Origin of the sequence: Thalassotalea sp. PP2-459 (assembly GCF_001913705.1) — a bacterium.
GTDB lineage: Bacteria > Pseudomonadota > Gammaproteobacteria > Enterobacterales > Alteromonadaceae > Thalassotalea_C > Thalassotalea_C hakodatensis.
This window is the reverse complement of the sequence record NZ_MKQD01000085.1, coordinates 113598-128644: the sequence shown is the minus strand read 5'-3', so window position 1 is coordinate 128644 and position 15047 is coordinate 113598. Positions and strand designations below refer to the sequence as shown.

Annotated in this window: 15 protein-coding genes; all 15 read left to right on the top strand. The window is 40.5% G+C overall.

Annotation, left to right across the window (positions count from 1 at the left end; all coding sequences use genetic code 11):
- Positions 1-12 precede the first annotated feature (12 nt).
- Complete coding sequence (fliH, locus tag BI291_RS17805; protein ID WP_074500673.1) at positions 13-810, top strand: flagellar assembly protein FliH; 798 nt, start codon at positions 13-15, stop codon at positions 808-810.
- Positions 811-840: 30 nt separating this feature from the next.
- Positions 841-2208, top strand: a complete 1368-nt coding sequence (gene fliI / locus BI291_RS17800; protein ID WP_074500671.1) for a flagellar protein export ATPase FliI — start codon at positions 841-843, stop codon at positions 2206-2208.
- A gap of 23 nt (positions 2209-2231) precedes the next feature.
- On the top strand, positions 2232-2681 hold the full coding sequence (gene fliJ, locus BI291_RS17795) for a flagellar export protein FliJ (RefSeq protein WP_074500668.1): 450 nt from the start codon (positions 2232-2234) through the stop codon (positions 2679-2681).
- Between the two features lie 140 nt (positions 2682-2821).
- The gene (locus tag BI291_RS17790) at positions 2822-4759 is read left to right on the top strand and encodes a flagellar hook-length control protein FliK (RefSeq protein ID WP_074500665.1); all 1938 of its coding nucleotides are present in this window, start codon (positions 2822-2824) and stop codon (positions 4757-4759) included.
- A 79-nt stretch (positions 4760-4838) separates the two neighbouring features.
- On the top strand, positions 4839-5390 hold the full coding sequence (gene fliL, locus BI291_RS17785; protein ID WP_074500663.1) for a flagellar basal body-associated protein FliL: 552 nt from the start codon (positions 4839-4841) through the stop codon (positions 5388-5390).
- A gap of 26 nt (positions 5391-5416) precedes the next feature.
- Positions 5417-6484: a flagellar motor switch protein FliM gene (gene fliM, locus BI291_RS17780; RefSeq protein WP_074500660.1), complete on the top strand. Its 1068-nt coding sequence runs from the start codon at positions 5417-5419 to the stop codon at positions 6482-6484.
- 15 nt (positions 6485-6499) lie between these two features.
- On the top strand, positions 6500-6910 hold the full coding sequence (gene fliN, locus BI291_RS17775; protein ID WP_074500658.1) for a flagellar motor switch protein FliN: 411 nt from the start codon (positions 6500-6502) through the stop codon (positions 6908-6910).
- Positions 6910-7356 (top strand): flagellar biosynthetic protein FliO, encoded by a 447-nt coding sequence (fliO, locus tag BI291_RS17770; protein WP_074500655.1) that lies wholly within the window; start codon positions 6910-6912, stop codon positions 7354-7356. Before fliN ends, fliO begins: the two co-directional genes overlap by 1 nt.
- A 1-nt stretch (position 7357) precedes the next feature.
- Positions 7358-8149 carry a flagellar type III secretion system pore protein FliP gene (gene fliP, locus BI291_RS17765; RefSeq protein ID WP_074500653.1) on the top strand — a complete coding sequence of 264 codons (792 nt, stop codon included), beginning with the start codon at positions 7358-7360 and terminating at the stop codon, positions 8147-8149.
- Positions 8149-8418: a flagellar biosynthesis protein FliQ gene (gene fliQ / locus BI291_RS17760; protein WP_074500650.1), complete on the top strand. Its 270-nt coding sequence runs from the start codon at positions 8149-8151 to the stop codon at positions 8416-8418. The genes fliP and fliQ overlap by 1 nt, the downstream gene beginning before the upstream one ends.
- Positions 8419-8430: 12 nt before the next feature.
- Positions 8431-9210 carry a flagellar biosynthetic protein FliR gene (gene fliR, locus BI291_RS17755; RefSeq protein ID WP_074500647.1) on the top strand — a complete coding sequence of 260 codons (780 nt, stop codon included), beginning with the start codon at positions 8431-8433 and terminating at the stop codon, positions 9208-9210.
- A gap of 4 nt (positions 9211-9214) precedes the next feature.
- Positions 9215-10345, top strand: coding sequence for a flagellar biosynthesis protein FlhB (flhB, locus tag BI291_RS17750; RefSeq protein ID WP_074500645.1), 1131 nt, complete (start codon positions 9215-9217; stop codon positions 10343-10345).
- Between the two features lie 122 nt (positions 10346-10467).
- The gene (gene flhA, locus BI291_RS17745) at positions 10468-12570 is read left to right on the top strand and encodes a flagellar biosynthesis protein FlhA (RefSeq protein WP_074500642.1); all 2103 of its coding nucleotides are present in this window, start codon (positions 10468-10470) and stop codon (positions 12568-12570) included.
- A gap of 85 nt (positions 12571-12655) precedes the next feature.
- Positions 12656-14164, top strand: coding sequence for a flagellar biosynthesis protein FlhF (gene flhF, locus BI291_RS17740; RefSeq protein WP_074500639.1), 1509 nt, complete (start codon positions 12656-12658; stop codon positions 14162-14164).
- A gap of 32 nt (positions 14165-14196) precedes the next feature.
- On the top strand, positions 14197-15039 hold the full coding sequence (locus tag BI291_RS17735; protein ID WP_074500637.1) for a MinD/ParA family protein: 843 nt from the start codon (positions 14197-14199) through the stop codon (positions 15037-15039).
- Positions 15040-15047: the final 8 nt, after the last annotated feature.

Genomic DNA, 15047 nt, shown 5'->3' with positions numbered 1-15047 from the left:
AATGGTACAAGAATGAAAAATTTTTCAGGCGTACATGTCGAAGACAATATTATTAAACCAGAACAGGCGAGCGAGTCTGATGTTTGGGCATACCCTACGGTTGAAGAAGATATAGATCAAACGACATTACCAACCAATGCACTCGGTAAAAAGCCTTCATGGCGCTACGAACCGCCTGAGGAAGTAGAAGAAGAAATAACACCTTTAACCGCTGAAGATATTGAAGAAATTCGTCAAGCGGCATATCAAGAAGGTTTTAATCAAGGTAAAGAAGAAGGATTTTCAACAGGCTTTGAAGAAGGGCAAAAAGCTGGCCATGAAGAAGGCTTGAAAAAGGGGCATATTGAAGGGATTGATAAAGGCCTTACTGAAGGTAAAGAAACCGTCGATACCCTTGCAAATAATTGGCAAACGCTAATTGAGCAATTGCATCAACCCATTAAGTCTGTTGAAAAAAATGTTGAACAACAATTGCTTCAACTTGTTGTTCAATTGACAGAAGCCGTGACTTATCAAGAAGCTAAAACTAATCATGACATCTTATTTGAAGCCATCGACAAGGGGATGAAGGCTTTACCAAGTCAAGAAGCCCAAACCCAAATACTGCTAAACCCCGATGACATTATGTTAGTAGAGCAACAGTTCACACCCGAATATATCAGTGAGCAAGGCTGGCGACTATTACCATCACCGAAGTTACCTAAAGGTAGTTGTCAAATTGAAAATAGCACATCTAATATCGATTTATCGATAAAAACGCGCTTAACAGATGTGTTGGAATCTTTCTTGCAGAATGCATTACATCAATAATCGTTTCTTGCTCAGAGTGTCAAATAGTTGATGATAGACATAGAAGGTATTAATCAGCGGCTAATTAACAGCCAACAATTTATCCACCGCCAACCTATTTCGGTTGCAGGGCGGTTAGTGCGCGTTGTTGGATTGACACTAGAGGCTGTTGGTGTAAAGGCTCAAGTGGGTAGTCAATGCCTTGTTGAAACCGCACAAGGCGAATTAATCGCCGAAGTCGTTGGTTTCTCGAACGATATTACTTTTTTAATGCCAGAGCAGAGTTTGCAAGGGGTATTACCTGGTGCACGCGTTGTTCCTTTAATGGCTAAGGCACGTTTACCTTTATCGATGGAGTTACTTGGTCGAGTAGTTGACGGGGTAGGAAAGCCTTTAGATGGCAAAGGTCCAATCAAAACAGATCCAGAAGCAAAGCATTCTTCAGAGCCTATTAACCCATTAGCACGCCGTGCAATTACACAACCATTAGATGTTGGTGTTCGCTCGATCAATAGTTTTATTACGGTTGGTCAAGGTCAACGTATGGGGTTGTTTGCAGGCTCTGGCGTGGGTAAAAGTGTGTTGTTAGGCATGATGACTCGCGGTACAACGGCTGATGTTATCGTGGTAGGGCTTGTAGGTGAGCGTGGTCGAGAAGTTAAAGAGTTTATTGAAGAAATTTTAGGGGAAGAAGGGCGAAAACGCTCTGTTGTTGTTGCGGCCCCCGCAGATAATTCACCATTAATGCGACTAAAAGGTTGTGAATCAGCGGTGAAAATTGCCGAGTACTTTCGCGACCAAGGCATGAATGTTTTACTTCTGATCGATTCTATAACCCGTTACGCACAAGCTCAACGTGAAATCGCCTTAGCGGTAGGTGAGCCACCCGCGACGAAAGGGTATCCGCCCTCAGTATTTTCTAAGTTGCCACAACTTGTTGAACGCGCAGGTAACGGTGGTGATGGCCAAGGTGCGATCACGGCATTTTTTACCGTATTAACTGAAGGTGATGACTTACAAGATCCTATTGCTGATGCAGCACGGGCAATACTTGATGGCCATATTGTATTATCTCGCCAACTTGCAGACAGTGGGCATTTTCCAGCAGTAGATATAGAAGGCTCTATTTCTCGGGTAATGCCTATGGTGACCAGTGAAGAACACCAAGATCTTGCACGAAATTTAAAACAATTTTATTCACTATATCAACAAAATAAAGATTTAATTTCAATTGGTGCATACAGCAAAGGGACTGACCCCAGAATCGATCAGGCGATACAGTTGCTGCCAGTCATTAACTTTTTTCTTCAGCAAAAAATGCATGAAGTTGTCCCTTATGATCAAAGTTTGGCACAGCTACAAGAAGTGATTGGTGCAGCACAAGCACATGCCCAACAGCAAAATACGGCCACTGAATAATAGTAGTGGCGAGGTAAGTAATTATGTCAATGAAGCAATTGAACACTATTCATAAGTTTGAATCAGATAAAGAACATAAAGCTGTTCAACAATTGCAACTAGCTGAAAAAGAATACCAGGAAAACCTCATTCGTTTACAAAGTGTGGGTGAATTTAGACTCGAGTATATGAAACGGCTTGATCAACGAGCCATGACAGGCGTTGATAGTGTCACTTACCGCCATTTTCATGCATTTGTTGCTAAATTAGATAATGCAGCAGAACAAGTTGAAATTGCCATCAAGCAAGCAAAGGCGTTAATGGAGCAAAGAAAGCAGCAATGGACATTACAGCATCAAAAAGTACAGGCGATCGAGAAGTTACAAGAAAAACAAAAATTATTACTTGCTAAAAAGGCGAATAGGGCTGAGCAAGCGATGTTTGATGAAATTGCAGCTCAACAATATTTTCGACGCCGTAATCCACAATCCTGAACCCATGAAGAATGATATTTATACCCTAAAATTAGTGCGAAACTATTTAATGGAATAGAAATTGCATAATATTTATTAATGATGCGTTAATGCGTAAAGCAAGAAAATATTATCTAATTGTTCAGTGAAGGTTTTTTACGATGAGACAAGTAAACGTACTACCCGTAGATGTAAATCAAGGTGTTGAAAATAAAGGAATATTGTCAAGCATCGATACACAAAAAAATACGGGTGCAGACAGAAGTAAATCCAGTAACTTTTCAGATTACATGGCGGATAAGTCCGTCGTCACTAACGGCAAAAAGCGGCAAGAAAACGCAAGTGAACAACAGTCACAAGTTGCGACTGACAAACATGCCGCATCTCGTTCACAACCCTCAGAGAATGCTACAGATGTTAGCAATCAAGCGACAGAAGAAAAAGCAAAAAATGAAGATATTCAAGCTGATGCCGTTGATGAAGGTAGCAACAATACAGCTGAAGAAGTAACGTCAGAGCAGAGTACAAAAGCACATGATAAGCAGTCAACTGAATATGTCGATGCACCTGTTGAAAATACTCGTGCTGAAATTGCGATCAAGTTATTAGACTTTATTAATGCTTCTGAAATCACCTCTACTGAACATAGTCAAAAACATGAACAATCAAGACAAGCAGCGTTGGAAATGGCTAAGCAAATTAATGTTCAGCAACAAATTGCACAGTCTGAAAAAGCGCCGGTTGAAAAAGTAGAGTTGTCACAAAAAGAGCAAAAGCTTGCCACTGAAATTCAAGCAATATTAGCGGGGCGAGATACAAAAACTCAATCTAATAAGAACCAAGAGGCTCAAGCAATCACCGTTTCTGAAAGTAGCGAATCAAACAAAGAAATTACCACTGACGTGAAAAAAGTGAGTGGAAATGAAAAAGTGTTACAGACTTTGGCATCATCTGATCAATTAAACCGTGTAAAGGCGGCTACTTCTGTTGAGCAGGAAAATAGTATAAAGACGATTACTGGTGTTGATGATAAGCTGGCATCTGCTGATGATGTTGAAAAATCGGCTTCGAAATTAACTCAACAAGAAATTAAGCAAGCCGCAGAAAACACAATAGTTGCAGATAAATCACTTGCAACGGTGAGTGATAATGCAGGCAATGATACTAAAAAAACAGTTGAACCAGTAATTTCTACCTCTTCTGTTAATCCAGAGTTGAATGTTAATAAAGCTGATGAAGTTGATGCTGCAATTGCTGAAAAGCAACGTGCAGAAACACCATTTTCAGTAACGCCAATAAACATAGATAATACTCACAAAGCAGATAGCAAAGAAAACAACACCCGTATCATAAATCAAGCAACAGCTAATGTTGTCAATGTTGATGCTAAAACCAATAGTTCATCAGCTGGCGATAGTGAACAACAAAATAACGCTGAGCAAAATGCTCAAAAGCAGTCATTTGACATGAAAGTTAATACGCCAGTTGATACAGAGAAGCAGGCTATTGTCGACCTGAAAACAGAGCGTCAAACCGTTTTTTCAGAGCCAGCAAGACCTACTACTGCGTTAACACAAGAGCAAGAACAAGCTGCGCAAGCGATACATGCTAAGACGACTGCTGAGAGTGTTTCGGTACAAGCAACACGCTCAACTCAGATCATCGCTCAAGAAACCATTGCGATAAATCGCAAAGATTTTAGTATCGAGGTTAAAGAGAAAGTGATGGTGATGATCAATCAAAAATTGCGACAGCTCGAAATTCGGTTAGATCCGCCAGAACTGGGTAGCATGCAAGTTAAAATTAATATGCAAAATGAACAAGCGGCCGTTAACTTTGTTGTACAAAACCCGCAAGCAAAAGATGCATTAGAGCAACACATGGGTAGATTAAAAGAAATGCTTGAACAATCAGGTGTTGATGTCGGTGATGCAAATATTGAACAGCGCGATCAAAAAAGTAATGATGGTGGCGAAGCTGGCGGTGAACTAGCACAGGGCGAAAATCAAGGGGAAAATAATTCTGCTCATGAACAATTAGCGGCTCCAGAGGTAAATTTGTATAAAGCTTCGTCAACTGGTGTGGATTACTACGCTTAATTGTATAAAAGCAGTTGCGCATTCTGTAATCGAAGATATAGTTGCTGATATATATAAGTTTTATCAATAGGGGCTATTTATGGCTGAAGAAGAAAAAGCATTAGAACTTGATAGTTCTGGTAAAAAAAAGAAGTTAATTATTATTATTGCAGCTGTGGTTATACTGGCTGTTGGTGGTGGCGCCGCTTTTTTCTTTATGGGGGGCGATGATGGCCCAACACAAGAGCAACTAGATGCAGCATTAGATTCAGGCGTCGAAGGAGAAGCGATCACTGAAGGTAGCGCTCAACCTGCGGCAAGTGCTAGTTTAGGTACCGCATTATATGTACCGATGCCAAGACCTTTTCGTTTTAATATTCCTGGTGCTAACCGTGACCGTTTTGTAGAAATAAGAGTGCAGTTGTTGGTTCGGGGCTCTGATAACGAGGAAGCCGCGAAAAAACATATTCCGTTGATTGAAAGTACTTTATTAGCAGTATTTACTCAATCAAATGCTGATGATCTTGCAACTAGTGCAGGTAAAACATCATTAAAGCAGCAGGCATTATCTGAAGTACATAAAATAATGATGGACATAGAAGAGCAAAAAGTAATAGAGCAAGTATTATTTACTGGCTTTGTGATGCAATAATGACACAACTTTAAAGAGATACCACCGTGAGTGATTTACTTTCACAAGACGAAATCGATGCGCTACTTCATGGCGTAGACGACGTTGAAGAAGACGAGGTTGCTGAAGACGTTCCTGAACGAGAAGGCACCAGCGACTATGACTTCTCGTCGCAAGATCGTATTGTGCGTGGTCGTATGCCAACGCTCGAAATGGTTAATGAGCGTTTTGCTCGGCATATGCGGATAAGCCTATTCAATATGATGCGCCGCACGGCAGAAGTGTCTATTAATGGAATTCAAATGATCAAGTTTGGTGAGTACGTACATACCTTGTTTGTACCTACTAGCTTGAATATGGTGCGTTTTAGACCGTTAAAAGGTACTGGACTTATCACCATGGAAGCCCGTTTAGTGTTTATCTTAGTGGATAACTTTTTTGGTGGTGATGGTCGTTACCATGCCAAAATTGAAGGCCGAGAATTTACTCCAACTGAGCGACGTATTATTCAAATGCTACTCAAGCTTATCTTTGAAGATTACAAAGAAGCGTGGTCGCCAGTCATGGATGTATCTTTTGAATACCTAGATTCTGAAGTAAACCCTTCTATGGCGAATATTGTTAGCCCTACTGAAGTGGTGGTTATTAGCTCATTTCACATTGAACTAGATGGCGGTGGTGGTGATTTTCATGTTGCCTTGCCGTACTCGATGTTAGAGCCTATTCGAGAATTGTTAGACGCTGGTGTGCAAAGTGACAAAGAAGACACTGATATGCGTTGGTCAAAGGCGTTACGTGATGAAATCATGGATGTTCCGGTTGCCTTATCAACCAAGTTCTTAGAGGTTGATATTCCCTTATCAAGAATTATGGAATTAGAGACAGGCGATATTATCCCGATTGAAATGCCAGAACATATAACCGTATTGATTGAAGAGTTACCAACGTTTAGAGCGAAACTAGGCAAGCGTCGTGAAAACATTGCACTGCAAATTCAAGAGAAAATTAAGCGTCCAGAGTCTGTGAAGAATGAATTAACCATTTTAACTAAAGGCGGTAAACGTTTAGACAGTGACGCAGAGTTACACTTACTTGAAGATGATTTAGATTATTAAGAACAGAGGCTGAATATGAGTGATGAAAACGAGAACGAAAACGAAGATCTGAGCATGTGGGATGAGGCGATGGATGAACAAGCTGAAGCTGAAACCGATGAAGAAAATGCAGAAGCGGTAGAATTCGATGAACTACAAGAAGATGCTCCGATCACAGGTGAAGAAAAGCGTAAGCTCGATACAATACTAGATATTCCAGTGACAATCTCTATGGAAGTAGGCCGAAGCCAAATTAGTATTCGTAACTTATTACAACTTAATCAGGGTTCTGTTGTTGAGCTTGATCGTGTTGCCGGTGAAGCGTTAGATGTGTTGGTCAATGGTACACTGATTGCGCATGGTGAAGTGGTAGTTGTGAATGATAAATTCGGTATTCGTTTAACTGATGTGATCAGTCAGGTTGAACGCATTAAAAAGCTTAAATAATGCACAAAATATCACGATACTTTACATTACGCAATATTGGTAGTTTGCTGGTTTTACTTTTTCCTGTGATCAGCCTTGCACAGGAAAACAACGTTGAAGTGGGTAAACATGCAAACGTAAATATGGACGCTGCGAGTATGATATTAGCACTATTGTTAGTACTCGCATTAATAGTTGTCAGTGCGTTTGTCTTGAAAAAGTTTACTATGATCAATAAAGTATCTTCTGGTATGAAAGTCATCGCCAGCTTACCTTTAGGAAGTAAAGAAAAGTTAATGGTGATACAAGTCGGTGATGAGCAGCTATTGTTAGGCGTGTGTCACCAACAAGTTACATTAATTAAAACCTTGGAAACGCCACTTCCTGAAAATAGCCCAATCACAGGGGCAATTAATAACCCTTTAGCAAAGTTTATCAATCAAAAAATCAACAATAATCGAGAATAGTATGAGCAAGTTAACATCGGGTAAGCACACAAATTTTCGCTTGTTATGGCTGCTGGTGTTGTGTCTCGGAATGATGTTGAGTGGTCATGTTTTTGCAGAGCAAGATCTGTCTTTACCTGCGATTAAGTTGTCAACGAATCCCGACGGAAGTCAAGAGTACTCAGTTACTTTGCAAATACTGATTTTTATGACTGCATTAAGCTTTATTCCTGCTGCAGTTATTATGATGACGTCGTTTACCCGTATCGTTGTTGTTATGGCCATTTTGCGTCAAGCGTTTGGTTTGCAGCAAACACCGTCGAATCAGGTGATCATTGGTTTAACCCTGTTTATGACGCTTTTCATTATGACACCGGTATACAATCAAATAAATGAAACGGCAATTCAGCCTTATCTTGCAGAACAAAAAACCTCAATTGAAGCGATAGATAGCGCTAAAGTGCCTATTCGTGCCTTTATGCTTGAACAAACACGGATAAAAGATTTAGATACTCTTGCGCAAATGGCCGGTATTACTCAAGTGGATAAGCCAACAGACTTGCCGATGACGGTGATTATTCCTTCATTCATCATTAGCGAGTTGAAAACAGCTTTTCAAATTGGCTTTATGTTATTCATTCCTTTTTTGATCATTGACCTAGTAGTAGCTAGTATTTTAATGGCAATGGGTATGATGATGTTATCACCAATGATTGTTTCATTGCCTTTTAAACTTATGCTGTTCGTACTCGTTGATGGTTGGAATTTAGTGATTGGCACAATCGCAAGTAGCTATGGTATGGGGGTCCCGTAATGAGTCCTGAAATCTTTGTTGATATACTAAGAGACGCCTTGTTTCTTGTTATTGTTCTTGTTAGTGCTGTTATAGTGCCAAGTTTAATTGTGGGCTTAATCGTTGCGGTTTTTCAAGCAGCAACCTCTATCAATGAGCAAACGTTAAGCTTTTTGCCTCGTCTAATTGTGACATTGCTGGCATTAATTGTTGGTGGTCATTGGTTGGTACAAAAGTTAATGGATTACACCATTAGGTTAGTGACATCTATACCGTCTGTGATCGCGTAACGGTTAGTTACTATGGAATTCTCTGAAACGGTTATTAACCAATATATGGCAGATTTTATTCTGCCCTTTTCCCGCGTTTCAGCGTTAATTATGTCGATGATTGCATTGGGCGCACGAGCAGTTCCGATGAAAGTTAAACTTTTTCTTTCTATAGCAATTACTTTTGCCATCATGCCAGCTATACCTCCGGTTAGCATTGAATCATTATTCTCTTTTCAGATGGTGCTATTGGTAGCACAACAAACCATCATCGGCGCAATGATGGGATTAGTGACAAATTTAGTGGTTAACACCTTTACCATGGCTGGCCAAATAATTGCGATGCAAACAGGTCTTGGTTTTGCTTCGCTAGTTGATCCTGCTAGTGGTATGAATGTGCCGGCAGTTGGTCAGTTCTTTCTTATTTTATCTACCTTACTTTTTTGGGCGATGGATGGGCACTTAGCCTATTTACAGTTTGTCACCGCAAGTTTTTCAACGCTGCCGATACCGCTAGAAGAGTTCTCATCAACGAAGTTTCGCGACTTAGTGGAATGGGGGGCATGGATGTTTGCAACCGCTCTATCACTCGCGATGGCTCCACTTACCGCCATGTTATTAATTAACTTCTCTTTCGGCATCATGACCCGAGCAGCACCACAGTTAAATATTTTTGCTATAGGTTTCCCAATCACCATGTGCTCTGGGTTATTGATCATGTGGCTGACCATGGAAAACTTTATGCTACATTTTGAATTACAATGGCAACGAGCATTAGATTTAACGTGTCATTTAATCGACTGCGCGAGTTAATGTCATGGCTGAGTCTGATTCAGGTGAAAAAACAGAAGAACCCACAGGGAAAAAGCTCTCTGAGGCAAGAAAAAAAGGTCAAATTGCTCGATCTAAAGATTTAGGTACTATGTTCGTGTTAGTGGGTAGTGCTATTGCGTTGATGATGACAGGCAGTTCACTGGTCAGCAGTCTATCTTTAATTATGAAACGGTTATTTAATTTAACCCGTGAAGAAGTGATGGATATCAATAAACTGTTCAATATCATTAGCGATGCGCTTTACTCGCTAGCGGTACCGATAGGTTGGATGTTTTTTATCATCATGGTTGCCGCGTTCGTCGGTAATATCATTCTCGGTGGTTTAAATTTTTCGGTTGAAGCAATGGCACCCAAAGCGAGTAAATTATCCCCGATTGCTGGTTTTAAGCGCATGTTTGGTGTTAAAGCTTGGGTTGAACTCATTAAGTCGTTGTTAAAATTTTTTGTCGTATTTTTCTGTGCATATTTATTACTTGTTACCTTATTTGATCAAATATTATCACTCAGTATTGAGGCAATTCCGTTAAATTTTGCACATGCGGTTGAATTATTACTGTGGATGTTTTTAGCGTTAAGTTTATCGCTCATTATTATTGTTGCGGTCGATGCGCCTTATCAAAAATGGGATCATATTCGCCAACTTAAGATGACCAAGCAAGAAGTGAAAGATGAATTGAAAAATTCTGAAGGGAGTCCGGAAAATAAAGGTCGAATTAGAAGAACACAGTATGAAATCTCCCAACGCAGACAAATGGCGGAAGTACCTGAGTCTGATGTCGTGATCACTAACCCCACTCATTATTCAATAGCGATAAAATATGACACTGAATCAGGTGGTGCTCCGCGTGTGATCGCCAAAGGTATTGATGAAATGGCAATTCATATTCGTACGATAGCAAAAGAGCATGGCGTGGAAATTTTAACATCACCTGCACTTGCACGCTCACTCTATTATACGGCAGATGTTAATGAAGAAATACCAGAAGAGTTATACGCAGCTGTTGCTCAAGTACTTGCCTTTGTTTATCAACTTGCAGAATTTAAAAAGGGAAAAGCAAGTCGACCAGTACCATTAGCAAAAAACTTACCTATACCTGATGACTACAAGTATTAATATGCCTAAGGCTGAATTTTTCTGGTTTCCGCAAAATAGTCAATTGCTTATATAAATTCTGGTGAATTGGTCTAAAATTTGCAAATTCCCGATATGCGTCAAAAAACTATCGTGATGATTAAATGCAATTAGCAGCACATTTCAATCAATTAAAACAGAAAAAGTTTAGTGTTTTTGCAGGAGCGGGCACGCCGCTTCTTGTAATAGCGATACTCGGTATGGTGATATTACCCATGCCTGCCATGTTGCTCGATGTACTATTCTCGTTCAACATTGCCTTAGCACTTGTGGTGCTTTTAATTACGGTTTATACCCTCAAACCCCTTGAATTTGGTTCCTTTCCTTCAGTGTTACTGATCGCGACAATTTTGCGATTAGCGTTAAACGTTGCCAGTACTCGTGTTGTTTTACTCGAAGGTCATGAAGGCCCTGATGCCGCCGGTAAGGTGATTGAAGCATTTGGTTCAGTGGTTATCGGTGGTAACTATGCTGTCGGTTTAGTGGTGTTTCTAATTTTAATCATCATTAACTTTATCGTAGTCACGAAAGGTGCAGGCAGAATATCAGAGGTAACAGCTCGGTTTACTTTAGATGCCATGCCCGGAAAGCAAATGGCTATTGATGCCGACTTAAATGCGGGTTTTATTAATGCAGACGAAGCGAGAGAGCGCCGCACTGAAGTGACTAGTGAAGCTGATTTTTATGGTTCTATGGACGGTGCTAGTAAGTTTGTAAAAGGTGACGCAATAGCCGGCATTCTTATTTTATTTATCAATATCATTGGTGGTTTAGTGATTGGTATGGTGCAGCATGACCTTACTTTTGACAACGCGGTAGAAGTGTATACCTTGTTAACCATTGGTGATGGCTTAGTTGCTCAAATTCCTGGCTTATTATTATCAGTAGCAACTGCGATAGTGGTAACACGACAAAACACTAGCCAAGACATGGGCTCGCAAATGAGCACACAGTTAGGGCAACAAAAGTCACTGTATATTGCAGCTTCTGTCATGTTTATTATGGGGATTGTGCCTGGTATGCCTCATTTTGCTTTTTTAACCTTTGCGGTGTTAATTGCCGGCAGTGCTTTTTTATCAAGTAAAATCAAAAAGGCCAAAGCAGTTGATGATGCAAAAGCGAAAGAAATTGCAGAAGTAGAGACCGCTCAGCATCAGCAAGAAGTGAAAGATTTAGATTGGGATGATGTGAGTCACGTTGATATTGTGGGGTTAGAAATTGGTTACCGTTTGATCCCCCTAGTTGATAAAAGCCAAGGTGGTGAACTGCTTAACCGTATTAAAGGGGTTAGGAAAAAGCTGTCACAAGAGTTTGGCTTCTTAGTCCCAGCAGTACATATTCGTGATAATTTAGACTTAGATCCTAATACATACCAAATATCGTTAATGGGAGTGACGGTTGGCCAAGCAGAAATTCGTCATGATCATGATTTAGCGATAAATCCAGGTCAAGTTTATGGCAAACTTGACGGAGTGCATACTAAAGATCCTGCATTCGGCTTAGATGCTGTGTGGATCACACAAGCTCAGCGGGAACAAGCTCAATCTTTAGGTTATACCGTTGTTGATGCTGCTACGGTGCTTGCAACGCACCTTAGCCAAGTGTTGACCAACAATGCATCACAGCTTTTAGGTCATGAAGAAGTTCAGAATTTACTCGATATCCTTGGGAAAAGTTATCCGAAACTTGTTGAAGGCTTAATTCCAGAAGTATTAACACTTGGCGCGGTTGTTAAAGTGTTGCAAAACCTAATGAATGAAGGCGTTGCTGTGCGTGATATGCGTAGTATTGTACAAACACTGGTTGAATATGGTCCGAAGAGTCAAGATACCGATATTTTAACCGCTGCGGTGCGTATTACGTTACGTAAATTTATTATTCAAGATCTTGTCGGATCAGCACACGAGATCCCCGTCATAACTTTGTCACCAGAGTTGGAACAAATGTTGCACCAGTCAATGCAAATGGCAGGAGACGATGGTGCAGGTATAGAACCTGGCTTAGCCGAAAGGTTACAAGTGTCGTTAACAGAAGGTGCTCAGCAACAAGAAATGGCAGGTGATACGCCAATATTGCTGACATCAGGTATGTTACGAACGGTACTGGCTAAGTTTGTTAAATACACCATTCCAGGTTTAAGAGTAATTTCTTACCAAGAAGTACCTGATGATAAGCAAATTAAAATTATCAGCTCAATTGGTCAGTAATCATTATCGTTAAACACTGAGAAATGTTGATGCAGTAACTGATTTAACAAAGATAACGCCGCGATGTGTTCGGTAAGGGGTCAACGTGAAAATAAGACGTTTTGTTGCAAAAGATATGAGAACAGCACTTGAACAAATCAAGCTAGAGCTTGGTGCAGAAGCAGTAATCATGTCGAATAAGAAGATTCCAGAAGGTGTTGAATTAATGGCGGCGGTAGATTATAGCCAACAAACAACACCTTCAGCACAGCCATCAGAGCACGTTGCGCGAGAAATTTCTCAAGATGTGGTGTCTATCGGACGTCAGCCACAAAATACTAATGAAGCGGCGTCAAACGTGCAATCTAGTACTGATGAAGCACAGCCACCAGCTGATAGCCTTGCTGCATTATTACAGCGCCAACAAAATACCCCTAAAAGTAAAGCAACGCCGATTCAAACATCTACTGCACACCAACAGCAACATGCATTAGATATTGAGCAACAGCTAAAAAACTTTACTGATCGTTTAGAGCAAGGGGCACACCAAGCACCAACAGATAAACAACACGCCTCTCAGTCGACTCCTGAAGCTTTATCAACTGAAACACCAAACAATGCTCATCAGAGTGAGCAAGCGTCAATGACAGAATCACATCATCAAACGAGAGATAATACGCCACAGCAAAACCGTGAAATTGAAGCAATGCGCCGTGAAATGTCTTCTATTCGTCAATTACTTGAGCATCAAATTTCCGGTTTGATGTGGCAAGATATGGCACAAAAAAACCCTGCTAAAGCCCTATTGGTTGACCGTTTAATGGCAATGGGGATTACTGAAAATGTTGCTGACCAGATCGCAAGCTATTTACCCAATGTTGAAAATGAGGAAGATTCATGGCTACAAGCTAAGCAATTGTTAGCGAGTCAATTACATACAACAAATAATGAAATTATTCACCGTGGTGGTGTGGTATCGCTAGTAGGGCCAACGGGTGTAGGGAAAACAACGACCGTCGCAAAATTAGCTGCCCGTTTTGCTCAAATTCATGGTGCCGATAAAGTCGCCATGATTTCTACAGACAGTTACCGAATTGCAGGCTTCGAACAACTAACTACTTATGGACGCATCATTGGTTGTCAGGTTAAGCTTGCCAAAGATGGCGCGGCACTTGATACGCTATTACAACAGTTCTCAGATAAAAAATTAGTGCTCATTGATACCGCAGGTATGGGGCAGCGTGATATGAGATTAAACGATCACCTTACTACCCTGATTGCGAATTCTCGTGTTAGAATTCGAAATTACTTAGTATTGTCAGCCAATACCCAACAGCGTGTTATGCAAGAAAACGTTGAACGCTTCAAAAAAGTACCGTTGGCGGGGTGTATTTATACAAAGCTAGATGAAAGTTTGAGCGTTGGTGAAATAATTGCAACATCTATACAAAATGGCCTCGCAATAGGGTATCTTACTGATGGACAAAGAGTTCCAGAAGATATTAAAGTTGCAAATGCTGAAAAGTTAGTTACGCTTGCAGATAGGCTTGCAACAAAATTGAATGGTCACAACTCGTGGCGCCCTACCTCTGCTTCTATGGCAGTTGGCATGTAAATTATTTTTGATGTTTAATTAGAGTGATGTAAATGATTGATCAGGCAAGTGGCTTAAGAAAAATGCAACAGCAAAATCAAATTAAAGTCATAGCAGTTTCTGGTGGTAAAGGGGGAGTGGGTAAAACCAATGTCTCGCTTAATACGTCTATTGCCTTAGCTCAACTTGGAAAAAGAGTACTAGTACTCGATGCTGATTTAGGCTTAGCCAATGTTGATGTAATGCTTGGTTTACGTGTAAAACGTAATTTATCACATGTTATGTCAGGCGAGTGTGAACTCGACGATATTATTATTGAAGGCCCTGCAGGAATTAAAATCATTCCCGCAACTTCTGGTACTCAGTCAATGGTTGATCTTACGCCATCTGAACATGCTGGATTAATTCGTGCTTTTAGCGATATGCAAACGCAATTTGATGTGCTCATAGTTGATACCGCAGCAGGTATTTCAGATATGGTATTGAGTTTTGCTCGCGCGGCTCAAGACGTGTTATTGGTTGTTTGTGATGAGCCAACCTCAATCACCGACTGTTATGCGTTAATGAAATTACTCAGCCGTGACCATGAAGTATTTAAGTTTAAAGTCGTTGCTAATATGGTAAGAAGTCCGAAAGAAGGGCAGCAGTTATTTGGTAAGCTTTCAAAAGTTTCTGAGCGTTTTTTAGATGTTGCGCTTGAGTTAGTCGGTGTCATTCCTTTTGATGAAAACATTCGTAATGCAGTTAGGAAGCAACAAGCTATTGTAGAAGCTTTTCCTGATTCTCCAGCAGCCAGAGCATTTAGAGCGTTAGCTCAAAAAATAACTAAGTGGCCAGTGCCAAACCATGCTTCGGGGCACTTAGAGTTTTTTATTGAACAGTTAATTGAAAACTAATTCGAAGG